The following is a 23,668-nucleotide window of genomic DNA, read 5'->3' on the forward strand; positions in this document are numbered from 1 at the left end:
GTCAGCGTCGCTCGGTCGCGTCCAGCGCGGGGATCGGCGTCTGCGCCACGAGGGACGCGACGACGGCCTCGGCGTCCTGGCCCGAGAGCCGTGCCTCGGTGGTGACGACGAGCCGGTGCGCGAGCACGGGCACCGCGAGGTACTGCACGTCGTCGGGGAGGACGTGGTCGCGCCCCGCCATCGCGGCCAGGGCCTTCGCCGCGCGCAGGAGCTGGAGCGTCGTGCGGGGGGAGGCTCCGAGGCGCAGGCCCGGGTGCTCGCGCGTCCCGGTGACGAGCGCCAGCACGTAGCGCTTGACGGCCGTGGACGCGTGGACCGAGCGCGCGACCTCGGCGAACCGCAGCACGTCCGCCCCGGTGGTCACCGGCCGCAGGTGCGCGAGCGGGTTGTCCGTCTCCTGGCGGTCGAGCATCCGCAGCTCGGCGTCGACGTCGGGGTACCCCACGGTGAGCCGTGCCATGAAGCGGTCGCGCTGGGCCTCGGGGAGCGGGTAGGTGCCCTCCATCTCGACCGGGTTCTGGGTCGCGACGACGAGGAACGGGCTCGGGAGCATGTGGGTCGTGCCGTCGACCGTCGTCTGGCCCTCCTCCATGCACTCCAGGAGCGCCGACTGCGTCTTGGGGGAGGCGCGGTTGATCTCGTCGCCGATGACGATGTTGGAGAAGACGGGGCCGGGCCGGAACTCGAACTCGTGGTTCGCGGCGCGGTAGATGTTGACGCCGGTGAGGTCGCTCGGCAGGAGGTCGGGCGTGAACTGGATGCGGCCGACCTTGCAGTCGATCGTGCGGGCCAGCGCCTTGGCGAGCGTCGTCTTGCCGACGCCGGGGACGTCCTCGACGAGGAGGTGACCCTGCGCCAGGAGGACGGCGACGGTGACGGTCACGAGGTCCGGCCGCCCGGTGACCACGGACTCGATGCCGGAGCGGATCCGTCCGGTGGTCTCGACCAGCTCGTCGAGACCGGCGAGGCGACCTGACCCGGGCTCGTCGGAGGGCGCGACAGGGGCGATGTCGGGGAGCACGGGGACCTCCGTCGTCGGTGGCGCAGGGCCGCGGACCGGCGAGACCGCGGGTGGGAAGAGCCTAGTAGACGGTGGGAGGTCCGCCGACCCCGGCCCGGTGGCGCGGGCCGTCCCGACCGGCCCGTGCCCCTCCCTCTCCCTCCACGGGCACCGGGCGCCGCCGCCCAGGACCCGCCGGACGGCTCCCGGAAGCGGTCGCCGCCCGACGGCGGCCCCGCCGGACGCGGCCGCGACGCGCCCTGGGGAGTCCTCCCCTCCACCGCGCTCCAGCCCGTCTGACCTGCGGAGATCCTGCGAAGACGGGTGAAACCCGTGAGTTTCGCCGAGAGCGGTGGAGGGAAGTGGAGTACCGTGGAGCAGAAGGGAGCAAGAGGGGAGGTGCCAGGTGCATGTCCGGCTTCGTGGACGACGTGCTCGGCGGTTCCTCCGGCCTGCTCCTGGGCACCTTCACGCCGCGTCTGGACGACAAGGGGAGGCTCATCCTCCCCGCGAAGTTCCGGTCGCGGCTCGCACCGGGTCTCGTCATGACGCGGGGGCAGGAGCGCTGTCTGTTCCTGCTGCCGATGGACGAGTTCCGGCGCATGTACGACCAGATCCGGCAGGCGCCGGTGACGAGCAAGCAGGCCCGGGACTACCTGCGCGTCTTCCTCTCGGGGGCGAGCGACGAGATCCCGGACAAGCAGGGACGTGTCTCGATCCCCGCGCCCCTGCGGGCGTACGCGGGGCTCGACCGCGACGTCGCCGTGATCGGCGCCGGCACGCGCGTCGAGATCTGGGACGCGCAGGCGTGGGAGACGTACCTCGCGGAGCAGGAGTCGGCGTACTCCGACACCGCGGAGGAGGTGTTCCCGGACCTGCGCTTCTAGGGCCGAGCACCCCCGGCTCCGCACGGTGAGGCCTCCTCCCGCCCGGTCTGGCGCACTTCCCCGGCGCCAGAAAGGACGCGGAGGGAGACCTGACCGTACGGGGCCCGCAGCACAGCACGACCAGCAGCAGCACCGGAGCACGACGACCAGCACGGAGAGGAGGAGGACGTGACGAGCACCCCCGACGACGCCGCCGAGCGGCACGTCCCGGTCCTCCTCCAGCGCTGCGTCGACCTGCTCGCGCCCGCGCTCGGCGAGCCGGGCTCCGTGCTCGTCGACTGCACGCTCGGCATGGGCGGCCACACGGAGGCCGTCCTGGAGCAGGTGCCGACGGCGCGCGTGGTCGGCATCGACCGCGACCCCGAGGCGATCGACCGCGCGTCGCGCCGGCTCGCCCGGTTCGGCGACCGCTTCCGCGCCGTGCACGCCGTGTACGACGAGATCGAGGACGTCGTCGCGGACGTGGTCGGCGCACCGGTCCAGGGCGTGCTCATGGACCTCGGCGTCTCCTCGCTCCAGATCGACGAGACGGAGCGCGGGTTCTCCTACGCGCAGGACGCCCCGCTCGACATGCGCATGGACCCGACCGTGGGTCTCACGGCCGCGGACGTGCTCAACACGTACGACGAGCGCGCGCTCACCCGGATCCTGCGCGACTACGGCGAGGAGCGGTTCGCCCAGCGGATCGCGCGGGCCGTGGTGCGCCGGCGCGAGCAGCAGCCGTGGGAGCGCAGCGCGGACCTCGTCGACCTCGTCCGCGCGTCGATCCCGGCGGCCACCCGCACGACGGGCGGCAATCCCGCCAAGCGCACGTTCCAGGCGCTGCGCATCGAGGTGAACGGCGAGCTCGAGGTCCTCGAGCGCGCGGTCCCCGCCGCGGTGGACGTGCTCGCCGTGGGCGGGCGCATCGTCGTCGAGTCGTACCACTCGCTCGAGGACCGCATCGTCAAGCGCGTGCTCGCCGCCGGCGCGACGATCAGCGCGCCCGCTGGCCTGCCGGTCGTGCCCGAGCAGGACGAGCCGTACCTGCGGCTGCTGACCCGGGGGGCCGAGGAGGCGCCGGCCGGGGAGCGCGAGACGAACCCGCGGTCCGCGTCCGTGCGCCTGCGTGCCGCCGAGCGCACCCGCCCGACACCGCCGCACCGCCGCCCGTCCGCCGCTCGCCGCTCGCCAGCGCCCGGCCACCGACCGACCGACCGACCGCACGACCCGGGGGAGACGACACGATGAGCGCACAGAGGTCGACCGCCGCCCGCCCGCTCCCGCGCCCGGCCCGGCCGGCGCCCGCACCGCGCCCGTCGCTGACCGCCCTGCCGGGCGGCGCGTCCGAGCGGGCGCTGCGCTCGCGTCTCGAGCTCGTCCGGGCGCCGCTGCAGGCGCGCTCCAAGGTCCCGTTCCTCGTCGTCTGCATGTCGATCCTCGGCGCCGCGCTCCTGTGTGCTCTCCTGGTGAACACGACGATGGCGCGCAACTCCTACGAGATGTCGGAGCTGCGCCGGGAGGTGAGCCGCGTGGCCCAGGACACGCAGAGCCTGCAGCTGCAGGTCGCCGAGCAGAAGACGGCGCTGCCGGAGACCGCACGCGGGCTCGGCATGGTCGAGGCGCAGGACCCGGCGATGGTCCGGCTGTCCGACGGCACGGTGCTCGGCGTGGCGCAGGAGGGGGCGGGGGAGTGACGCAGGGCACGGGCGCTGGGCGCACCGGCCGGTCACGACCGGCGGCGGGCACCCCGCGTCCCCGTCCCGCCACCGCGGCCTCCCGGGCCTCCTCGGGAGGCCGTGCTGCGTCCGCCGGTCGGGCCGCGGGTGCTCGCTCCGGTGGTCCCGCGCCCGCGCGCGCCGCCTCGACGGGCACCACCTCGGCGCGCGCCACGTCCGGTCGTGCCTCGACGGCGCGCACCACGTCTGGTCGCACGTCGACCACGCGCAGCACGTCGGGGCGCGCCCCGGTGTCGCGCGCGCCGCGCGGCGCCGGCCGCCCGCCGTCCCGTCCGGCCCGGGGGACCCGCGAGCCGGGCCGGCCCGAGCGTCGGCAGCGCTGGCTCATCGTCGTGGCGGGCGTGATCACCGCGGTGTTCATCGCGCAGCTCGTCAACGTCCAGGTGCTCCGCGGGCCCGCGCTCGCGGCCGAGGCCCAGAACGACCGCACGCGCAGCTCGACGACGATCGCGCACCGCGGCGACATCACGGACGCCGACGGCGTGGTGCTCGCGACCTCGGTGGACCGGTACACCGTCGCGGCCGACCTCCAGGCGATCGCGAGCTTCGAGCCCCGTTCCGGGGACCTCGTCAACGGCGAGCCGCTCGAGGAGGGCGGCGCGGTCGGCGTCGCGAAGCTGCTCGCCCCGATCCTCGACCGGTCCGCGGTCGAGCTGGCGGCCGACCTCGTCGGCACGTCGCGGTACCTCGTCCTGGAGAAAGACGTCACGCCCGAGGTGCAGCGCCAGATCGCCGACCTGCGCCTGTCCGCGTTCGTCAGCACGACGATGACGAGCGAGCGCACGTACCCGGCGGGCACGGTCGCCGGCAACCTCGTGGGCTTCGTCAACGACGAGCAGACGGGCGGGGGCGGCATCGAGGCGTCGTACGACGACGTCCTGGCCGGGACGCCGGGCTCGCGCCGGTGCGAGGCAGGGCTCGGCGGACAGCTCATCCCGACGGGACGGTGCGACGTCGTCGAGGCGGTGCCCGGCCTGAACGTGCGCCTCACGACCGTGCGCGACGTGCAGTGGAAGGCGCAGGACGCGATCGACCGGGCGGTGAGCGAGACCGGCGCGGAGTACGCGATCGCCGTCGTGCAGGACGTCCGCACGGGCGAGGTGCTCGCGCTCGCGGACTCGGGCACGGTGAACCCGAACGACCGCTCGACGGACGCCGTCGCCCGCCCGAGCCGTGCCGTCGCGAACGTGTTCGACCCCGGGTCGACGGGCAAGGTCATCACGATGGCGGCGGCCATCGAGGGCGGCCACGCGGACGCCGGGTCGCGGTTCGAGGTGCCCGACCGCTACACGACCCCGAACGGTCAGACGTTCAAGGACTCGCACGACCACCCCGTCGAGCGCCTGACGCTCGCGGGCATCCTCGCGGAGTCGTCGAACACGGGCACGGTCCAGGTCGGCGAGAAGATCCCCAAGCAGGTCCGCTACGACTACCTGCGCAAGTTCGGCTTCGGTCAGAAGTCCGGCCTCGGGCTGCCCGGCGAGTCGGCGGGCATCCTGCACCCGGCGGACTCGTGGGACGGCCGCACGGAGTACGCCGTGCTCTTCGGCCAGAGCGTGTCGGTCAACGCCATCCAGGCGACGAGCGTCTTCTCGACGATCGCGAACGGCGGGGTCCGCACGACGCCCAGCATCGTCGCCGGGACGACGGACGAGCGCGGCGAGCTCGTGCCCGCGGAGCGCCCGGCGCCGGAGCGCGTCGTGTCGCAGGAGACGGCGGACACGGTGCTGCACATGATGGAGTCCGTCGTGGAGGAGGGCACCGGATCGAGCGCCTCGGTCCCCGGCTACCGCGTCGCGGGCAAGACCGGCACCGCGGAGGCGGCGGGCGAGGACGGGCGGCTGTCCGGGATCATGGCGTCGTTCATCGGCGTCGCGCCCGCGGACGACCCCCGGTACACCGTGTCGGTCTTCCTCAAGAACCCGCACTCGTCGATCTTCGGCGGCGTCGTCGCGGCGCCGGTGTTCAGCGAGATCATGGGCTTCACCCTCGAGCACGAGGGCGTCCAGCCGAGCACCGAGCCCTACGTGCCGCTCCCGACGACGTGGTGAACCTCACCGCCCCTCTCCCGGTCGCCGGTGAAGGTCCCGTGAAGCGCGCCCCGGCCCGGGTGCAGCGGCCCGCGGGCTTGCGGGGCGGCCCGTCCCGGCACGGTAGGTTCTACACGTGACATCCCCGATCGACCGTCTTCGCCCTGCCACGACCACCCGTCGGTCGGTGGCGGACCTGGCAGCACGGTTCGGGCTCGACGTCCGCGCGGGTGGCGCGGACGCCGCACCGGGCTCCGCCGAGGTGTGGTCGGTGGCGTCGGACGACCGCACCGCCGACGCGGGCGACCTCTTCGTGGCGCTGCCCGGCGCCCGGGCGCACGGGGCGCGGTTCGCGCCCGCCGCCGTGGGCCGCGGCGCCCGTGCCGTCCTCACGGACGCCGAGGGCGCCGACCTGCTCGCGGACGCCGGCCTCGACGTGCCGGTGCTCGTCGCCCCCGACCCCCGCGCGCTCCTCGGCCCCGTCGCGGCCTGGGTGTACGGCGCCCCCGCGCAGGACCTCACGACGTTCGGCGTGACGGGCACGAACGGCAAGACCACGACGACGTACCTCGTCGACCACGCGCTGCGCGCGCTCGGCTGGACGGGCGGGCTCATCGGCACCGTGGAGATGCGCTCCGGCGACCGGGTGCTGCCGAGCCGCCTCACGACCCCGGAGGCGGCCGACCTCCAGGCCCTGCTCGCGGCGATGCGCGAGGACGGCGTACGCACGCTCGCGATGGAGGTCTCGTCGCACGCGCTCGCGCTCCACCGCGTCGACGGGCTCGTCTACGACGTCGTGGGCTTCACGAACCTCAGCCAGGACCACCTCGACTTCCACGGCGACCTCCAGGAGTACTTCGAGGCCAAGGCGCTGCTGTTCACGCCCGAGCACGCGCGCCGCGGCGTCGTCGTGGTCGACGACGCGTGGGGCGAGCGCATGGTCTCGGCCGCGCGCGTCCCGGTCGCCACGCTGCGCGTGAGCCCGACCACGGCAGGCGACGAGCAGCCCGCGGCGGACTGGACCGTGCACGACGTCGAGCCGTCGGAGGCGGGCGGCTCGGCGTTCACGCTGCGGCACCGCGACGGCCGCAGCGTGCGCACGACGACGTCGCTGCCCGGGCACTTCAACGTCGCCAACGCCGCCCTCGCCCTGGCCCTCGTGCTCGAGGCGGGCACGGACGCGCGCGACCTCGAGACGGCGCTCGCGGCGGCCGGTGGGCTCGACCCGGCGGTCCCGGGCCGCATGGAGGTCGTCTCGGAGCCGCCCCACCGCCCGCGCGTCGTCGTCGACTTCGCCCACAACCCGGACGCTCTCGCCCTCGCGCTCGACGCGCTGCGGCCCACCACGCCGGGCCGGCTCGTCGTCGTGTTCGGCGCGACCGGCGACCGGGACCGCGGCAAGCGGCCCACGATGGGCGGCGTCGCGGTCGAGGGCGCCGACGTCGTGGTCGTGACCGACGACGACCCGCACGGCGAGGACCCGGCCGCGATCCGCGCGGAGGTGCTGCCCGGAGCCCACGCGGCGCGCGAGGCCGCGGCCGCCGCACCCGAGCCGCGCGACGTCGTCGTGCTCGAGGTCGCGCCCCGCGCCCGGGCGATCCGCGAGGCGATCCTCGCCGCGGGCCCGGACGACACGGTGCTCGTCGCGGGCCGCGGCCACGAGGTGTGGCAGGAGATCGCCGGCGTCGACCACCCCCTGGACGACCGCGTCGAGGCGCGGGCCGCGCTCGAGGAGCGCCCCGCGACGACGCCGCCCCACGACACCCCCGACCTGAAGGAGCACCACGCATGATCGAGCTCACTGCGGCGCAGGTGGCCGCAGCGACCGGCGGACGCCTGTCCGCCGACCCGGAGGTCCGGGTCGGGGGGCCCGTCGTCGTCGACTCGCGCCGGGTCGCGCCGGGGTCGCTCTTCGTGGCGCTGCCGGGCGAGCACGTCGACGGTCACGACTACGCCGCCGGTGCCGTCGAGGCGGGCGCGACGCTCGTCCTCGCCGCGCGCGAGCTCGACGTGCCGTGCGTCGTCGTGGACGACGTCCAGGCCGCGCTGGGCGAGCTGGCCCGCCACGTGCTCGCGACGCTGCGCGAGCGCGGCGACCTGCGCGTGGTCGGTGTCACGGGCTCCGTGGGCAAGACCACGACGAAGGACCTGCTCGGCCAGCTCCTGCGCCCCGAGGGCCCCACCGTGGTCCCGCGCGGGTCGTTCAACAACGAGATCGGCCTGCCGCTCACGGTGCTGGAGGCCGACGAGTCCACGCGCTTCCTCGTGCTCGAGATGGGCGCGAGCGGCGTGGGTCACCTCACCTACCTCACGCGCATCGCGCCCCCGGACGTCTCGGTCGTGCTCGTCGTGGGCAGCGCCCACCTGGGCGAGTTCGGCGGGATCGAGGCCGTGGCGCGCGCCAAGTCCGAGATCGTCACGGGCCTCGCGCCCGGCGGCGTCGCCGTGCTCAACGCCGACGACCTGCGGGTCGCGGCGATGGCCGACGTCGCGCCGGGGGAGGTCGTCACCTTCGGGACGATCCCCGCGGCGGACGTGCGCGCGGAGGACCTGGGCATCGACCGCACGGGCCGGGCGTCCTTCACGCTGCGCGTGCGCCCCGGCGCGTCGGGCGACGCGGCGCGCGGCGAGGGCACGAGCGCGCGCGTGACCCTCGGCCTCGTCGGCGAGCACCACCTGACGAACGCGCTCGCGGCCGCGACGGCCGCGCTGCGCCTCGGCGTCGCGCTGCCCGACGTCGTGGACCGGCTGTCCGACGCGCGCGCCCTGAGCCCGCACCGGATGCAGGTCACCGAGCGTCCCGACGGCATCACGGTGATCGACGACTCCTACAACGCCAACCCGGACTCGATGCGCGCCGCGCTCAAGGCGCTCGCCGTCATGGCGGGGCGCGACCGGCGGTCCGTCGCCGTGCTCGGCGAGATGCTGGAGCTCGGCGAGGACTCGCGCGTCGCGCACGACGACATCGGCCGGCTCGTGGTCCGATTGAACGTCAAGCTGCTCGTCGTGGTCGGCGAGGGCGCCGGCGGGATCCACGACGGCGCGACCCAGGAGGGGTCGTGGGGCGACGAGACGCGCTTCGTCCCCGACGTCGAGGCGGCGTCCGCGCTGCTGCGCGACGAGCTGCAGGAGGGGGACGTCGTGCTCGTGAAGGCCTCGAACGGGTCCGGGCTGTGGCGGCTCGGCGACGAGCTGGCGGCCGCAGGTGCCGGTGCGACAGGAGGTGAACGCGCGTGATCGCGATCATCGTCGCGGCGGGCGTCTCCCTGCTCGTCGCGCTCTTCGGGACGCCGCTGTTCATCCGGTTCCTCGTGCACCGCAACTACGGGCAGTTCGTCCGCCAGGACGGCCCGACGGCGCACTTCACCAAGCGCGGGACGCCCACGATGGGCGGGGTCGTCATCATCGGCGCGACGCTGCTCGGCTGGGCGATGTCGTACGTCGTCTCGGGGCGGTTCCCGAGCGTCTCCGCCCTGCTCGTCCTGTTCCTCATGACGGGGCTCGGGATCGTCGGCTTTCTCGACGACTTCACGAAGATCCGCAAGCAGCGCAGCCTCGGGCTCACGGCCCGCGCGAAGATCATCGGCCAGGGCGCGGTCGGCATCGCGTTCGCGGTGCTCGCGCTGCAGTTCCCCAACGAGCACGGCCGCACGCCGGCGTCGACGCGCATCTCCTTCCTGCGCGACACGAACCTCGACCTCGCGTTCGCGGGCGTCACGGTCGGGCTGATCCTCTTCGTGCTCTGGGCCAACTTCCTCATCACCGCGTGGTCGAACGCGGTCAACCTCACCGACGGTCTCGACGGGCTCGCGACGGGCGTCTCGCTCATCGTGTTCGGCTCGTACGTGCTCGTAGGCATCTGGCAGCTCAACCAGACCTGCCAGCGCCTCGCGTCGGCCGGGCCGAGCTGCTACGAGACGCGCGACCCGCAGGACCTCGCGATCGTGGCCGCCGCGATCGTCGGCGCGTGCTTCGGGTTCCTGTGGTGGAACGCGAGCCCCGCGAAGATCTTCATGGGCGACACGGGCTCGCTCGCGCTCGGCGGCGCGCTCGCCGGCCTGTCGATCCTCACGCGCACCGAGTTCCTCGCGCTCATCATCGGCGGCCTCTTCGTCATCATCGTGCTCTCCGACGTCATCCAGATCGGGTTCTTCAAGATGACCGGGCGGCGCGTGTTCAAGATGGCGCCGCTGCACCACCACTTCGAGCTGTCCGGGTGGGGCGAGGTCACGATCGTGATCCGCTTCTGGCTCATCGCCGGGCTGTTCGCGGCGCTGGGCATCGGGATCTTCTACGCCGAGTGGGTGGTCGGCTAGTGGCACGCGACCCCCACGACCTCGCCGTCCCGCTCGAGCGTGCGCGCGTCGTCGTCGCCGGCCTCGGGGTGTCCGGGCGCGCCGCCGCGGCGGCGCTCCACCCGCGCGCGACGTCGGTCGTCACGCTCGACGACGGCGCCGCCGACGCCGACCTGCACGACGCGGCGGACGTGGACCTCGCGGCGACCGACCTCGTCGTCGTCTCGCCGGGCTGGCGCCCGAGCCACCCGCTGCTCGTGGCCGCCGCGGAGCGCGGCGTGCCGGTATGGAGCGAGGTCGAGCTCGCGTGGCGCCTGCGCGTCGCCGGCCCGTCGGGGCGGCCCGCGCCCTGGCTCGCCGTCACCGGGACGAACGGCAAGACGACGACGGTCGAGATGCTCGAGACGATCCTGCGGACCGCGGGCCTGCGGACGGCGGCGGTCGGCAACGTCGGGACGCCCGTCGTCGAGGCCGCGCTCGACCCGACGCTCGAGGTGCTCGCGGTCGAGCTGTCGAGCTTCCAGCTCCACTTCACGCACACCACGTCCCCCGAGGCGGGCGCCGTCCTCAACGTCGCCCCCGACCACCTCGACTGGCACGGCGGGATCGACGCCTACGCGGCCGACAAGGGCCGCGTCTTCGAGGACGCCCGGGTCGCGTGCGTCTACAACGTCGCGGACCCTCGCACCGAGGCGCTCGTGCGCGAGGCGGACGTCGTCGAGGGGGCCCGGGCCGTCGGCTTCACGCTCGGCGCCCCGGCGCGCGGGCAGCTCGGCGTCATCGAGGACGTGCTCGTCGACCGCGCGTTCCACGCGCCCGCGGACGCTCCGGACCGGCACACGCACGCCGCCGAGCTCGCGACGCTCGGCGACCTGTCGCACCTCGCGGGCGCCGACGGCGTCGTGCCCGCCCACGTCGTGGCGAACGCGCTCGCGGCGGCCGCCCTGGCACGGGCGCACGGCGTCCCGGCCGTCGCCGTCCGCGACGGGCTGCGCGCGTTCCGCACGGGGTCGCACCGCATCGAGCAGGTCGCCTCGGTCGACGGCGTCGCCTACGTCGACGACTCCAAGGCGACCAACGCGCACGCCGCGTCCGCGTCCCTCGCCGCGTTCGCGCCCGGGACCGTCGTGTGGGTCGCGGGCGGCCTCGCGAAGGGGGCGTCGTTCGACGAGCTCGTCGCGGCGCGCGCCGACCGGCTGCGTGCCGTCGTGCTGATCGGCGTCGACGCGGAGCCGTTCGCCGGTGCGCTCGCCCGACACGCGCCCGATATCCCCGTCGTGCGCGTGGATCCTGGCGACACTGGGACCGTGATGCCCCGCGCCGTCGACTCCGCCCGCCGCCTCGCGCAGGCCGGCGACACGGTGCTGCTCGCGCCCGCCGGCGCGTCGATGGACCAGTTCCGCTCGTACGCCGCGCGCGGCGACGCGTTCGCCGAGGCGGCGCGCGCCCTGCGCCCCGACCACGGGTAGGCCGGGCAGCCCATGACCCAGACCGCGAACGGGCGAGGCGCGCCCTCGACGCGCACCGTCCCCCGGGCCGGCACGAGCCGGACGGTGCCGCGGGGCCGGGCGACGACCCGCGAGCCGCGACGCCCGCGGCCCGAGCCCGCCGAGCGCCCGTGGCTCGGCCAGTGGAACAGCACGGTGACGAGCTACTACCTGCTCGTCGGCGCGACGGCGCTGCTCGCGATCATCGGTCTCGTCATGGTGTTTTCCAGCTCGGCGGTCACGCAGATCGCCGCGGGCAAGTCACCCTTCGGGGCGTTCCTCGAGCAGGCGAAGTTCGCCCTCATGGGCCTGCCCGTCCTGCTCGTCGCCACGCGCGTGCCGGTCGACTGGTACAAGCGGCTCGCGTGGCCCGCGCTCCTCGTGGCGCTCGGGCTGCAGATGCTCGTGTTCACGCCGCTCGCGAAGAACGTCAACGGCAACACCGGCTGGATCGACCTGAAGCTCTTCACGTTCCAGCCGGCCGAGGTCGCGAAGCTCGCGCTCGCGCTGTGGCTCGGTGTCGTGCTCGGGCGCAAGCAGCGGATGCTCGGTCAGTGGCGGCACGTGCTGATCCCCGCGGTCCCCGTCGCGGTCGCGGTCGTGGGCCTCGTGCTCGCGGGTCACGACCTCGGCACGGCGCTCGTCGTCATGGCGATCATCGCGGGGGCGTTCTTCGTCTCGGGGGCCGACGGGCGCCTGCTCGCCCTCGGGGCGGGCGGTGCCGCGTTCGTCGTCGGGTACGTCTTCATCCTCAACCAGTCGGGCGGCGACCGGCTCTCGCGCATCATGGCGACGTACCGCGAGTGCACCGACACCCTCGGCGAGTGCTACCAGTCGATGCACGGCCTGTACGCGCTCGGCACGGGCGGGCTCACGGGCGTCGGCCTCGGGGCGAGCCGCGAGAAGTGGTCGTACCTGCCGGAGGCGCACAACGACTTCATCTTCGCCGTGATCGGCGAGGAGCTCGGGCTGCTCGGCACGCTCCTGGTGCTGGGGCTGTTCGTCATCGTCGGCGTCGCCACGAGCCGGATCGTGCGTCGCCACCCCGACCCCTTCGTGAAGATCACGACGGCCGGAATCGCGTGCTGGATCGTCGGCCAGGCGTTCATCAACATCGGCGTCGTCATCGGGCTCCTGCCCGTGATCGGCGTCCCGCTGCCGCTCGTCTCGGCGGGCGGCTCCGCGCTCATCATGACGATGGCCGCGCTCGGCGTGCTCATCTCGTTCGCGCGCTCGGAACCGGGCGCGGCCGAGGCGCTCGCCGCGCGGGGGAGCGTCGTGCGGCGCTCGCTCGCCGTCGTCGGCCGGGCGGCGCGCCCCCGGCGCCGGACCGCGCGATGACCTCTCCGGCCGTCGTTGCCGCTCCGGCCGCGACGCCGGACCCGTGGGGCGCCCCGCGCCCCGCACGACAGACCTCCGCACGACGGACAGGACGCGGCACCTGCCGCAGGGAAGGACGACGAGGTACGTGACGACGATCGGTTCGGTGGTGCTCGCAGGCGGCGGGACGGCGGGGCACGTGAACCCGCTCCTCGCGGTGGCGGACGAGCTCCGGGCGCGTGAGCCCGGCGTGGTGGTGACCGCGCTCGGGGTCGCGGGCGGCCTGGAGGACGACCTGGTCCCCGCCCGGGGCTACCCGCTGCGGCACGTGCCGCGCGTCCCGCTCCCGCGCCGCCCCAGCGCGGAGTGGGTCAACCTCCCGGGACGCCTCAAGTCCGCCGTGGACGCGGCGGGCGCCGTCATCGACGAGACCGGCGCGCGCGTCGTCGTCGGCTTCGGGGGTTACGTCTCCACGCCCGCGTACCTCGCCGCGCGCCGTCGCGACGTCCCGGTCGTGATCCACGAGCAGAACGCGCGCCCCGGCCTGGCGAACCGCCTCGGTGCCCGGTGGGCCGCGCGCGTCGGCGTGACGTTCGAGGGCACGCCGCTCAAGGGCGGCGTCGTCACCGGGCTGCCGCTGCGCCGCGAGATCCAGGACCTCGTGGCCGCGCGGGCGGCGGACGCCGCCGGGGTGCGCGCGGACGCCGCGGCGCGCCTCGGCCTCGACCCCCGCGCGCGCACGCTCGTGGTCACCGGCGGCTCGCTGGGGGCGCAGAGCCTCAACGAGGCGGTCTCCGGTGCCGCCGGCGCGCTCCTGGGGGCGGGCACGCAGATCCTCCACCTGACGGGCAAGGGCAAGGACGGCGCGGTGCGCGAGGCGGCGGCCGGTGCCGTCGCGGGCCACCCCGGCGCGCGCTACGACGTGCGCGAGTACCTCGCCGAGATGCAGCTCGCGCTCGCGGTCGCGGACCTCGTCGTGTGCCGCGCGGGCGCGGGCACGGTGGGCGAGCTCGCGGCGCTGGGCATCCCGGCCGTCTACGTGCCGCTGCCCATCGGCAACGGGGAGCAGCGGCTCAACGCCGGCCCCGTCGTCGCGGCGGGTGGCGGCCTGCTCGTCGACGACGCACAGCTCGACGCGGCGTGGGTCGCGCGCGAGGTCCCGGCGCTGCTCGGTGACCCGGGCCGGCTCGACGCGATGGCAGCGGCCGCCGCGGGAGCGGGCGTGCGCGACGGCGCCGCCCGCGTCGCGGACCTCGTCGCCGAGGCCGTCGCCGGTGCGTCGGGGGCACGGGCGTGACGGCGGCGTCGGGCGAGGGCCCGCTCGCGCTCGAGGCGCTCGGCACGGTCCACCTCGTCGGCGTCGGCGGGGCGGGCATGTCCGTCGTCGCCCGTCTCCTCGCCGCGCACGGCGTCCCCGTCCAGGGCTCGGACGCGCGCGAGGGCGACGCGCTCGCCGCGCTGCGCTCCGACGGCGTCCGGGTGTGGGTGGGGCACGACGCCGCGCACGTCGCCGGCGCGGACACCGTCGTGGTGTCGAGCGCGGTGCGCGAGACGAACCCCGAGCTCGCGGCGGCGCGCGCGGCCGGGCTGCGCGTGCTGCACCGCTCGCAGGCGCTGGCCTCGCTCATGGCGCGCGGCCGGTCCGTCGCCGTGGCGGGCGCGCACGGCAAGACCACGACGTCCGCGATGATCGCGACCGTCCTGCGCGGCGCGGGCCTCGACCCGTCGTTCGCGATCGGCGGCACGGTGCTCACCGAGGACGGCCCCGTCGCGGGCGGCCACCTCGGGTCGGACGTCCTCGTCGCCGAGGCCGACGAGTCGGACGGGTCGTTCCTCAACTACGCGCCCGACGTCGCCGTCGTCACCAACGTGGAGCCGGACCACCTCGACCACTACGGGTCGCGTGCCGCGTTCGAGCAGGCGTTCGTCGACTTCGCCGCGCGGATCGTCCCGGGCGGGACGCTCGTCGCGTGCGCCGACGACGCGGGGGCGCGCGCTCTCGCGTCGTCCCACGCCCGGGCCGGGGGAGCGGTGGTCACGTACGGCACGTCCGCGGACGCCGACGTGCGCGTCGCGGACGTGGCCCCCACCGACGAGGTGGGCCGACCCGGGGTGCGGGCGTCGCTCACCGGAACGGTCGGTGCGGCGCGCCTCGACGGGCTCGAGCTGCTGCTGCGCGTGCCGGGGCACCACAACGCGCTCAACGCGACCGCGGCCGTCGTGACGGCGGTCGTGCTCGGCGTCGACCCGGCGGCGGCGGTCGCGGCCGCGCACGGCTTCCTCGGCACCGGCCGCCGTTTCGAGGCCCGCGGCGAGGCGGGCGGCGTGCGCGTCGTCGACGACTACGCGCACCACCCGACCGAGGTGGCCGCGCTGCTCGCCGCCGCCCGGCCCGTCGCGGCCGGTGGCCGGGTGCTCGTGCTGTTCCAGCCGCACCTGTTCTCGCGCACCGCGACGTTCGCGCGCGAGTTCGCGCAGGCGCTCGCCGGAGCGGACGAGGTCGTGGTCACGGGCGTCTACGCGGCGCGCGAGGAGCCGGACCCGGCCGTGAGCGCGCGCACGATCACCGACCTGGTCGACGCTCCCGGCGTGGTCGTCGACGCGGTCGAGGACCGCGTCGAGGCGGCCCACCGCGTCGCGGACGCCGCCCGCCCGGGAGACCTCGTGCTCACCGTCGGGGCGGGCGACGTCACGGAGCTGGGCGCCGTCGTCCTCGAGCGCCTCCGCGCGCGTCGCGACGGTGCCCCGGCGCCCGGAGGAGGCGAGGCCTGATGCGTCCGCCGCCCCAGCCTCGTCCCGCCGCGCCGCGGCCGGGCCGGTCGGGCGCGGGCGAGCGGGCCGGACGGTCCGCGGCCCCGGGCCCCGCAAAGCAGGCCCCGAGCTCCGCGAAGCCGGCCCCGCCCCCGGGCGCGCGCCGGGCGCCGGTCGAGGACACGCCGACGCGACCGGTGCGCCGCGTCGCGGCGCCGGGCTCCGAGCTCGTGCGCTCGTCGGGCGGCCGACCCGGCACCGGTCGTCCTCCGGCCGCGCGCGGTGGCGGCAGCCGGGGCGCGGGCCCGACGACGTCGGTCCCGCGCGGCGCGTCGGCCGCCCCGATCGGGGTCGTCTCGCACGGCATGGCCGAGCGGCTCGCCGAGCGCGACGCGATGCGCCGCCACCGCGTGCGCACGCGCGTCCTCGGCTGGGTCGCGGGGCTCCTCGTCGTCGCCGGTCTCGCGTGGGTGGCGTTCTTCTCGCCCGTGCTCGGCCTCGACCTCGACGAGGTCACGGTCTCCGGCGAGGGCACGGTGATCGACCCGCAGCAGGTGCGCGACGTCGTCGCCGCCGCGGACGGCGTGCCGCTGCCGCGGCTCGACACGGTCGTGCTGCGCGAGCAGGTGCTCGACCTCAACGGCGTGCGCGACGTCGAGATCCGGCGTGCGTGGCCCTCGGGGCTCTCCGTGCTCCTCGAGTCGCGCGAGCCCGTCGTGGCGGTGCCCGTGGACGACGGCTTCGCGCTGCTCGACGCCGACGGTGTCCGCGTGCGTACCGACCCGGTGGTGCCCGAGGGGCTGCCGGAGATCGACGCGCCGCTCGACGACCAGGGAGCGCGGGCGCTCGACGCCGCGCTCGTGCTGCTCAACGCGCTCCCGGCGGACCTCCACGCGCAGGTCGCGGAGGTCTCGGCGCCGACGCGAGACGCGGTCCGCATGATGCTGCGGGACGGGGTCGTCGTCGAGTGGGGGAGCTCCGAGGAGGCGGCGCTGAAGGTGCGCGTCCTGCAGACGCTTCGGGCCGTCCCGGAGAACGCGGGGGTCACCGTGTACGACGTCTCGGCCCCGCGGCTCCCGGTGACGCGGTGAATGCGCGCGTGGCGATCCCCGACACGCGCGAGACGGTCGTTGATGATGGGCACGTCGACACCTACGGTCGACCCATGAACGACCTGACATAACTATAACCCTCTACTTGAGGGTGAAGGTTCAGGGCTGACCGATCGAGAGGCATTGACGTGGCAACTCCGCAGAACTACCTAGCAGTGATCAAGGTGGTCGGCATCGGCGGTGGGGGCGTGAACGCCGTCAACCGGATGATCGAGGTCGGCCTCAAGGGTGTCGAGTTCATCGCCATCAACACGGACGCGCAGGCGCTCCTCATGTCCGACGCGGACGTCAAGCTCGACGTCGGCCGCGAGCTCACGCGCGGTCTCGGCGCCGGCGCCGACCCGGAGGTCGGCAAGAAGGCGGCCGAGGACCACGCCGAGGAGATCGAGGACGTGCTGCGCGGCGCGGACATGGTCTTCGTCACGGCGGGCGAGGGCGGCGGCACCGGCACGGGCGGCGCACCGGTCGTCGCCCGCATCGCGCGCTCGCTCGGCGCGCTGACCGTCGGCGTCGTGACGCGGCCCTTCACGTTCGAGGGCCGCCGCCGCTCGGTCCAGGCGGACCAGGGCATCGAGAACCTGCGCAACGAGGTCGACACCCTCATCGTCATCCCGAACGACCGCCTCCTGTCGATGTCGGACCGCAACGTCAGCGCGCTGCAGGCGTTCCACCAGGCCGACCAGGTGCTGCTTTCCGGTGTCCAGGGCATCACCGACCTCATCACGACCCCCGGTCTCATCAACCTCGACTTCGCGGACGTCAAGTCCGTCATGCAGGGTGCGGGCAGCGCCCTCATGGGCATCGGCAACGCGCGGGGCGACGACCGCGCGGTGCAGGCCGCCGAGATGGCGATCTCGTCGCCGCTCCTCGAGGCGAGCATCGACGGCGCCCACGGCGTGCTGCTCTCCATCCAGGGTGGTTCCGACCTCGGCCTGTTCGAGATCAACGAGGCGGCGCGTCTGGTCCACGAGGCCGCGCACACCGAGGCGAACATCATCTTCGGCGCCGTGATCGACGACGCGCTGGGCGACGAGGTCCGTGTCACCGTCATCGCGGCCGGCTTCGACGGCGGTGCCCCGCAGGTGCGGGGCGACGCGCGGGCGCTCGGCCAGGTGGCAGGTGCCCAGCGCCCCGCGACGAGCGCGATCCCGGTCGTGCCCGCCGCGCGGGCCGTGCCGCCGGCACCGACGACGGGTGCGCACACGCTGCCGCGGCCGGTCGTGCCGATCCAGCCGGAGGCCGACGACGTGCCCGTCACGCTCGACGGCGGTCAGGGCCCGGTGCCGGTGCAGCCGGTCGCCCCCGCCCCGTTCACCGTGGTCGGTTCCGGCGACGCCGGGAACCACAACGCGGAGGCCGTGCCGGGCGGGCAGAACGAGGGCGTCGACGTGCCCCCGCGGATCTTCGACGAGGAGCCCCCGCGCCGCAAGGTCGAGGAGCTCGACGTGCCCGACTTCCTCAAGTGACGGTGCGCGACCGCGTGGCGCGGTGCGGGGCCGCGTGAGCGCCGGGGCCGTGCAGGACGGGAGGGGCGGTGCCGACGGCGCCGCCCCTCCCGTCGTGCTCGAGGTGGACCTCGGGCCGGGGGTGCGCGCCGGCTTCACGACGCGCGACGGCGGGCTCTCGCCGGCGCCGTGGGACACGCTCAACCTCGGGCTGAACGTGACCGACGACGCCGATCGGGTGCGCGCCAACCGTGCGCGCGCGGCCGCGTGGCTCGGCGTCCCGGCGTCCTTCGCGACGCAGGTGCACGGCACCCGCGTCGCGACGGTGGAGCCTGTGCCGCGCGGTGCGGACCCCGTCGACACGGTGGGGGAGGCGGACGCCCTCGTCGCCCCGTCCCGCGGCGCGGGCCTGGGCGTCCTCGTGGCCGACTGCGTGCCCGTCCTCCTCGCGGACGCCGAGGCGGGCGTCGTCGGCGTCGCGCACGCCGGGCGCCGCGGCCTCGCGCACGGGGTGGTCGACGCGGCGCTGGGCGCCCTGGTCGCCGCCGGTGCGCGGGTCGACCGGGTGCGGGCCGCCGTCGGGCCGAGCGCGTGCGGGCGGTGCTACGAGGTGCCCGCGTGGATGCGCGACGACGTCGCGCTCGCGCGTCCGGCCACGTGGTCGACGACGTCCTGGGGGACGCCGGCGCTCGACCTGCCCGCCGGGGTCGTCGCGGACCTCGTCGCGGCGGGCGTGGCGGACGTCGTGCGCGTCCCGGCGTGCACGATCGAGGACGAGCGGTTCTTCTCGCACCGTCGGGCGGCGCGTCGTGGCACGACGACCGGCCGGTTCGCCGGGCTCGTGACGCTCACCGGCACCTGAGCGGGCTCGGTCCGACCTCCGCACGAGGTTGCGCACGCCGGGCGTGTCGTCCGGGGCTCGCCGCGCACCCTCGGTTAGCGTGAACGCACCGGTCCGACGGCCGGTGGACCGAGGATCGATCGAGGACGGAGCAAGGCCCATGGCGGGAGCGCTGCGCAAGACCATGCTGTATCTGGGCCTCGCTGATGATCGCGGCGAGGACGAGCAGGACGAGTACGTCGACGAGCTCGACGAGACGGGGGCGGACGTGGCGCACGACTACCAGGCACCGGTGACGCCGCTGCACCGCGCGCTCGGGCCGCGCGAGGTGCCGCAGACGAGCATGTCGGCGGCCGAGCTGCGGCGGATCACGACGGTGCACCCGCGGTCGTACAACGACGCGCGCGTGATCGGCGAGGCGTTCCGCGGCGGCACCCCCGTGATCATGAACCTCTCGGACATGGACGACGCGGACGCGAAGCGCCTCGTCGACTTCTCCGCGGGCCTCATCTTCGGGCTGCACGGGGCCATCGAGCGCGTCACCAACAAGGTGTTCCTGCTCTCGCCCGAGCACGTCGAGATCACCGGCGAGGAGCAGGCCGCCGCGCCGGCCCCCGGTCGCGCGGGCTTCTACAACCAGAGCTGAGCGTGCGCGCGGCGCGGTGCACCCGCCGAGCACGCGCCGCACGCACGGAGGGACGGGCGCGGTGACGCGCCCGTCCCTCCTGCGCGTCCGCCCTGGGCGTAGCGCGTGTCCCCGGCGGGGCCGGGGGCGGTGCGTCTGGCACAGTTGACCCGTGATCTGGGACCTCATCACAGGCATCGTCGGATTCCTGCTCTGGCTCTACCTGCTGCTGCTCATCGGTCGGCTCGTGTTCGACTGGGTGCAGTTCTTCGCGCGCGACTGGAGGCCCCGGGGGGTCCTGCTGGTGCTCGCCGAGGTGATCTACTCGGCGACGGACCCGCCCCTGCGCGCGCTGCGCCGGCTCATCCCGCCGCTCTCGCTGGGTCAGGTGCGCCTCGACCTCGCGTTCATCATCCTGTTCTTCGCGGTGACGATCGCGGCGCAGATCGTGTCCTCGCTCTGAGACGCACGTCACCCGACCAGGGTGTCCGGACGGCCCGTACCGGGCCGCTACGTCCGGTTCGCCCCGACCCCCACCGCACGCCCGCGCACGCTGCACGCCGTCGGCACGGTTCCGACGGCGCGCGACGGCGCGGCTGCACCCGCCCCTGAGGGCAATGTCCGCTACTTTGGAGTCTGGTGATCGCGAGGTCGCCCGGACCGACACGCAAACGCTATGAGGTGAACCGATGGCACTGCTCACTGCAGAGGACATCCTGAACAAGAAGTTCTCGGCGACGAAGTTCCGCGAGGGCTACGACGTCGAAGAGGTCGACGACTTCTTGGACGAGGTGGTGAGGACCCTCAACTCCGTGCAGGAGGAGAACGAGGACCTCAAGTCGAAGCTCGCTGCGGCGGAGCGTCGTCTCGCCGAGCTCAGCCGGGCCGACGCGTCCAGCGCTGCGGTGCAGCCCCCCGTCGTCGAGACGCCGAAGGCGCCCGAGCCGGAGCCGGAGCCCGTGCGCCCCGCCCCGATCTCGCAGGCCGTCGTCACGAAGAACGCGGCGGAGCCCGAGTCGGCGACGGGCATGCTCCAGCTGGCCCAGAAGCTGCACGACGACTACGTGCGCTCCGGCCAGGAGGAGGGCGACCGCCTCATCGCGGAGGCCAAGGAGGAGGGCTCGCGCATCGTGCGCGAGGCCGAGGAGACCTCGCACCGTACGCTCTCGCAGCTCGAGCAGGAGCGTTCGCTCCTCGAGCGCAAGATCGACGAGCTGCGGATCTTCGAGCGCGACTACCGCACGCGTCTCAAGAGCTACCTGCAGAACCTGCTGGGCGACCTGGACAACCGGGGCAGCGCCCTCCCGCCGCGCAGCAACGTCGGCGGGGCGAGCCGCACGAGCGACCTGGCTCCCGGCATCTAGCACCTGCGTCGACCGTCCGGCAGCGGCCGGTACGCCACGCACCTGCGCCTTCTCTCCCGCCTCGGCGGACCGGCGTGGTGTGTTGTGCGTACCGGCCGCTGCGTCTACTCTCGCGTGACTCGAACTTGGAGGGGCGACATGACCAAGCTCACCACCGCGGCCCGTTCGGCCGTGCGCGACCGTTTCCCGAACCTCGCGAAGGACGTCAAGTCCTTCCCCGTGCGCGACGGGGAGGAGCCCTGGACCCTGCGGGAGGCCGAGGAGCTCGCCGCGGAGCTGCTGGCCGAGAAGGAGCGGCTGGAGGGGGAGCTCGCCGTCGCGGACGAGGAGCTGTCGAACCTCCTGCGGCACTCCGGTGACGGTGCCGGCGACGACCAGGCAGACTCCGGGTCCAGCGCCCTCGAGCGCGAGCAGGAGCTGACGCTCGTCAACAACGTGCGCGACCTCCTCGCGCAGACGTCGCACGCGCTCGACCGCATCGCGGCCGGCACGTACGCGACGTGCGAGGAGACCGGGCTGCCGATCGGCAAGGCGCGCCTGCAGGCGTTCCCGCGCGCGAACCTCTCCGTCGAGGCCAAGCAGCGCGCCGAGCGGCGCTGAGCACCGGGCCGTCGCGGGGCCGCGTCGACCGGGGCGACGACGTGGCAGACTTGCCGCCGATGTCCACCTCTGCGCGCCCCGAGCCCACCGACCCCGCCGACGCCTCCCCGCAGGCGCCCGCCGACCCCTCCGCAGGAGCCGTCCGGCGCGGTCCGCGACGCGTCCTGGTCGTGTGGACCGTCGTCCTCGCCGTCCTCGTCCTCGTGCTCGACCAGCTCACCAAGTGGTGGGCGGAGTCGAGCCTCACGCTGGGCGACGACACGATCCCGCTCGTGGGGTCCCTGCTCGGCCTGCGGCTCATCTACAACCCGGGCGCGGCGCTCTCCATCGCGACGGGCATGACGTGGCTCCTGACCATCGTCGTGGTCGCGGTCGTGGTCGTCATCGTGCGCATGGTGAGCCGCATCGGCTCGCGCGCGTGGGCCGTCGCGCTGGGCCTCCTGCTGGGCGGCGCGCTCGGCAACCTCGTCGACCGCTTCTTCCGCGAGCCCGGCTTCGCGCGCGGGCACGTCGTCGACTTCATCGCCTACGCGAACTGGTTCGTGGGCAACGTCGCGGACATCGCGATCGTGGCCGCGGCCGTGATGATCGCCGTCCTGTCGGTGCTCGGCATCGGGCTGGACGGGACGCGCCACGGCGGCGACGACGCGGACCCCGGGACGAGCGCCGACGACGCCATCGAGCCGACGTCCGGGCCCGCACCCGAGCCGACCGCCACGCGGACCGACGACGAGGGGGCGCGGTGAGCCTCCGGTCGCTCCCGGTGCCCGACGGCCTCGCCGGCGAGCGGGTCGACGCCGGGCTGTCCCGGCTCCTCGGCCTCTCGCGGACGCGGGCCGCCGAGCTCGCCGCGGGCGGCGCCGTCCGCCTCGACGGACGCGAGGTCGGCAAGTCCGACCGGCTCGTCCCGGGCGGGTGGCTCGAGGTCGACGTGCCCGACGCCGCGCCCGCCGTCGAGGTCGTCGCGGAACCCGTGCCGGGCATGGGCATCGTGCACGACGACGACGACCTGGTGGTCGTCGACAAGCCCGTCGGCGTCGCGGCCCACCCGTCGCCGGGCTGGACGGGCCCGACCGTCGTCGGCGCCCTCGCGGCCGCGGGGTACCGGATCTCGACGTCGGGCGCCGCGGAGCGTCAGGGCATCGTGCACCGCCTCGACGCCGGGACGTCGGGGCTCATGGTCGTCGCGAAGAGCGAGGTCGCGTACACCGCGCTCAAGCGCGCCTTCAAGGAGCGCACGGTCGAGAAGGTCTACCACGCGCTCGTCCAGGGCCACCCCGAGCCCACGACCGGGACGATCGACGCGCCGATCGGGCGGCACCCCAGCGCGGACTGGAAGTTCGCCGTCACGGCGGAGGGCAAGCCCTCGGTCACGCACTACGAGGTCCTCGAGATGCTGCCCGCCGCGTCCCTCGTCGAGGTGCACCTCGAGACGGGACGCACGCACCAGATCCGGGTGCACTTCTCCGCGCTGCGGCACCCGTGCGTCGGCGACCTCACGTACGGTGCCGACCCGGTGCTGGCCTCGCGCGTGTCCCTGACGCGCCAGTGGCTGCACGCGATGCGCCTCGGGTTCGAGCACCCCACGACCGGGCAGTGGCTCGAGCTGACGAGCGAGTACCCGGACGACCTCGCGCACGCGCTCGAGGTGCTGCGCGGGGCGTACGCGTGACCGTCGCCGCCTCGGGGCCGGGCGACGCCCGGCTCGCCGTGGAGCGCGTGTCCGACGACGCCGGGCTGGCCGCGGCGCACGCGCTGCGGCTCGCGGTGTTCGTCGACGAGCAGGGCGTCCCGGTCGAGGAGGAGATCGACGACCTGGACACCGCGGAGACGACCACGCACGTGCTCGTGCGGGACCGCGAGCGGGGCGGGGAGGTCGTCGGCACGGGCCGGCTCCTCACGGACCCCGGGCGCCCGGGCGAGGTGCACGTCGGCCGGGTCGCGGTCGCCGCGGTCGCGCGCGGCACCGGCGCGGGCGCCACGGTGATGCGCGCGCTGGAGGGGGTCGCGCTCGCCGAGCACGCGGTCCCCGGACCGGACGGACGCCGCGCCGTGCGCGTGCTCCTCTCCGCCCAGGTCCAGGCGATCGGCTTCTACGAGCGGCTCGGGTACGCCGTGTCCGGGCCCGTCTACCTCGACGCGGGCATCGACCACCGCGACGCCGCCAAGACCCTGACGACCGACGCCTGACCC

The 23,668-nt window shown here is 75.0% G+C and carries 22 protein-coding genes; 21 read left to right on the top strand and 1 reads right to left on the bottom strand.

Features of this window, described 5'->3' with window-relative positions; genetic code table 11:
- Position 1 precedes the first annotated feature (1 nt).
- Positions 2 to 1,009 carry a MoxR family ATPase gene (locus HKK73_RS08145; RefSeq protein ID WP_198947338.1) on the bottom strand — a complete coding sequence of 336 codons (1,008 nt, stop codon included), beginning with the start codon at positions 1,007 to 1,009 and terminating at the stop codon, positions 2 to 4.
- 443 nt (positions 1,010 to 1,452) lie between these two features.
- Between HKK73_RS08145 and mraZ the strand changes: the two genes are divergently transcribed.
- The 21 genes from mraZ (at position 1,453) to HKK73_RS08250 (ending at position 23,665) form a co-directional block, all read left to right on the top strand.
- Entirely contained in the window at positions 1,453 to 1,887 is a 435-nt protein-coding gene (mraZ, locus tag HKK73_RS08150; RefSeq protein ID WP_031316739.1) for a division/cell wall cluster transcriptional repressor MraZ, read from the top strand.
- A gap of 168 nt (positions 1,888 to 2,055) precedes the next feature.
- Positions 2,056 to 3,117: a 16S rRNA (cytosine(1402)-N(4))-methyltransferase RsmH gene (gene rsmH / locus HKK73_RS08155; RefSeq protein WP_051028216.1), complete on the top strand. Its 1,062-nt coding sequence runs from the start codon at positions 2,056 to 2,058 to the stop codon at positions 3,115 to 3,117.
- Positions 3,114 to 3,563: a hypothetical protein gene (locus tag HKK73_RS08160; protein WP_074810049.1), complete on the top strand. Its 450-nt coding sequence runs from the start codon at positions 3,114 to 3,116 to the stop codon at positions 3,561 to 3,563. The genes rsmH and HKK73_RS08160 overlap by 4 nt, the downstream gene beginning before the upstream one ends.
- Positions 3,564 to 3,946: 383 nt before the next feature.
- The gene (locus tag HKK73_RS08165; RefSeq protein ID WP_253705850.1) at positions 3,947 to 5,656 is read left to right on the top strand and encodes a penicillin-binding protein 2; all 1,710 of its coding nucleotides are present in this window, start codon (positions 3,947 to 3,949) and stop codon (positions 5,654 to 5,656) included.
- 115 nt (positions 5,657 to 5,771) lie between these two features.
- Positions 5,772 to 7,427 carry a UDP-N-acetylmuramoyl-L-alanyl-D-glutamate--2,6-diaminopimelate ligase gene (locus HKK73_RS08170; RefSeq protein ID WP_051028430.1) on the top strand — a complete coding sequence of 552 codons (1,656 nt, stop codon included), beginning with the start codon at positions 5,772 to 5,774 and terminating at the stop codon, positions 7,425 to 7,427.
- Positions 7,424 to 8,872 (top strand): UDP-N-acetylmuramoyl-tripeptide--D-alanyl-D-alanine ligase, encoded by a 1,449-nt coding sequence (gene murF / locus HKK73_RS08175; RefSeq protein ID WP_171467795.1) that lies wholly within the window; start codon positions 7,424 to 7,426, stop codon positions 8,870 to 8,872. Before HKK73_RS08170 ends, murF begins: the two co-directional genes overlap by 4 nt.
- Positions 8,869 to 9,951, top strand: a complete 1,083-nt coding sequence (gene mraY, locus HKK73_RS08180) for a phospho-N-acetylmuramoyl-pentapeptide-transferase (protein WP_021483305.1) — start codon at positions 8,869 to 8,871, stop codon at positions 9,949 to 9,951. The genes murF and mraY overlap by 4 nt, the downstream gene beginning before the upstream one ends.
- Positions 9,951 to 11,399 carry a UDP-N-acetylmuramoyl-L-alanine--D-glutamate ligase gene (gene murD, locus HKK73_RS08185; protein ID WP_043657977.1) on the top strand — a complete coding sequence of 483 codons (1,449 nt, stop codon included), beginning with the start codon at positions 9,951 to 9,953 and terminating at the stop codon, positions 11,397 to 11,399. The genes mraY and murD overlap by 1 nt, the downstream gene beginning before the upstream one ends.
- Positions 11,400 to 11,411: 12 nt before the next feature.
- Positions 11,412 to 12,758 carry a putative lipid II flippase FtsW gene (gene ftsW, locus HKK73_RS08190; RefSeq protein WP_043657972.1) on the top strand — a complete coding sequence of 449 codons (1,347 nt, stop codon included), beginning with the start codon at positions 11,412 to 11,414 and terminating at the stop codon, positions 12,756 to 12,758.
- A gap of 127 nt (positions 12,759 to 12,885) precedes the next feature.
- The gene (murG, locus tag HKK73_RS08195) at positions 12,886 to 14,034 is read left to right on the top strand and encodes an undecaprenyldiphospho-muramoylpentapeptide beta-N-acetylglucosaminyltransferase (RefSeq protein ID WP_144682984.1); all 1,149 of its coding nucleotides are present in this window, start codon (positions 12,886 to 12,888) and stop codon (positions 14,032 to 14,034) included.
- Entirely contained in the window at positions 14,031 to 15,509 is a 1,479-nt protein-coding gene (murC, locus tag HKK73_RS08200; protein WP_371810605.1) for a UDP-N-acetylmuramate--L-alanine ligase, read from the top strand. Before murG ends, murC begins: the two co-directional genes overlap by 4 nt.
- On the top strand, positions 15,509 to 16,579 hold the full coding sequence (locus tag HKK73_RS08205; RefSeq protein ID WP_171467796.1) for a cell division protein FtsQ/DivIB: 1,071 nt from the start codon (positions 15,509 to 15,511) through the stop codon (positions 16,577 to 16,579). Before murC ends, HKK73_RS08205 begins: the two co-directional genes overlap by 1 nt.
- 149 nt (positions 16,580 to 16,728) lie before the next feature.
- Complete coding sequence (gene ftsZ / locus HKK73_RS08210; protein ID WP_034652916.1) at positions 16,729 to 18,066, top strand: cell division protein FtsZ; 1,338 nt, start codon at positions 16,729 to 16,731, stop codon at positions 18,064 to 18,066.
- Positions 18,067 to 18,100: 34 nt separating this feature from the next.
- Positions 18,101 to 18,907, top strand: coding sequence for a polyphenol oxidase family protein (locus HKK73_RS08215; RefSeq protein WP_232322580.1), 807 nt, complete (start codon positions 18,101 to 18,103; stop codon positions 18,905 to 18,907).
- Between the two features lie 139 nt (positions 18,908 to 19,046).
- A complete protein-coding gene (locus HKK73_RS08220) occupies positions 19,047 to 19,532 on the top strand; it encodes a cell division protein SepF (RefSeq protein ID WP_034652914.1) in 486 nt (161 codons plus the stop codon).
- A gap of 151 nt (positions 19,533 to 19,683) precedes the next feature.
- Complete coding sequence (locus HKK73_RS08225) at positions 19,684 to 19,974, top strand: YggT family protein (RefSeq protein WP_021482710.1); 291 nt, start codon at positions 19,684 to 19,686, stop codon at positions 19,972 to 19,974.
- 226 nt (positions 19,975 to 20,200) lie between these two features.
- A complete protein-coding gene (locus tag HKK73_RS08230) occupies positions 20,201 to 20,875 on the top strand; it encodes a DivIVA domain-containing protein (RefSeq protein ID WP_034652912.1) in 675 nt (224 codons plus the stop codon).
- A gap of 138 nt (positions 20,876 to 21,013) precedes the next feature.
- The gene (locus HKK73_RS08235; protein ID WP_021482712.1) at positions 21,014 to 21,475 is read left to right on the top strand and encodes a TraR/DksA C4-type zinc finger protein; all 462 of its coding nucleotides are present in this window, start codon (positions 21,014 to 21,016) and stop codon (positions 21,473 to 21,475) included.
- Between the two features lie 59 nt (positions 21,476 to 21,534).
- Entirely contained in the window at positions 21,535 to 22,221 is a 687-nt protein-coding gene (locus tag HKK73_RS08240; RefSeq protein ID WP_081600060.1) for a signal peptidase II, read from the top strand.
- Positions 22,218 to 23,147 (top strand): RluA family pseudouridine synthase, encoded by a 930-nt coding sequence (locus HKK73_RS08245; protein WP_043655591.1) that lies wholly within the window; start codon positions 22,218 to 22,220, stop codon positions 23,145 to 23,147. The genes HKK73_RS08240 and HKK73_RS08245 overlap by 4 nt, the downstream gene beginning before the upstream one ends.
- Positions 23,144 to 23,665: a GNAT family N-acetyltransferase gene (locus HKK73_RS08250; RefSeq protein WP_051028218.1), complete on the top strand. Its 522-nt coding sequence runs from the start codon at positions 23,144 to 23,146 to the stop codon at positions 23,663 to 23,665. Before HKK73_RS08245 ends, HKK73_RS08250 begins: the two co-directional genes overlap by 4 nt.
- Positions 23,666 to 23,668 lie beyond the last annotated feature (3 nt).

The organism is Cellulosimicrobium sp. 72-3 (genome assembly GCF_013127315.1).
Classification (GTDB): domain Bacteria; phylum Actinomycetota; class Actinomycetes; order Actinomycetales; family Cellulomonadaceae; genus Cellulosimicrobium; species Cellulosimicrobium funkei.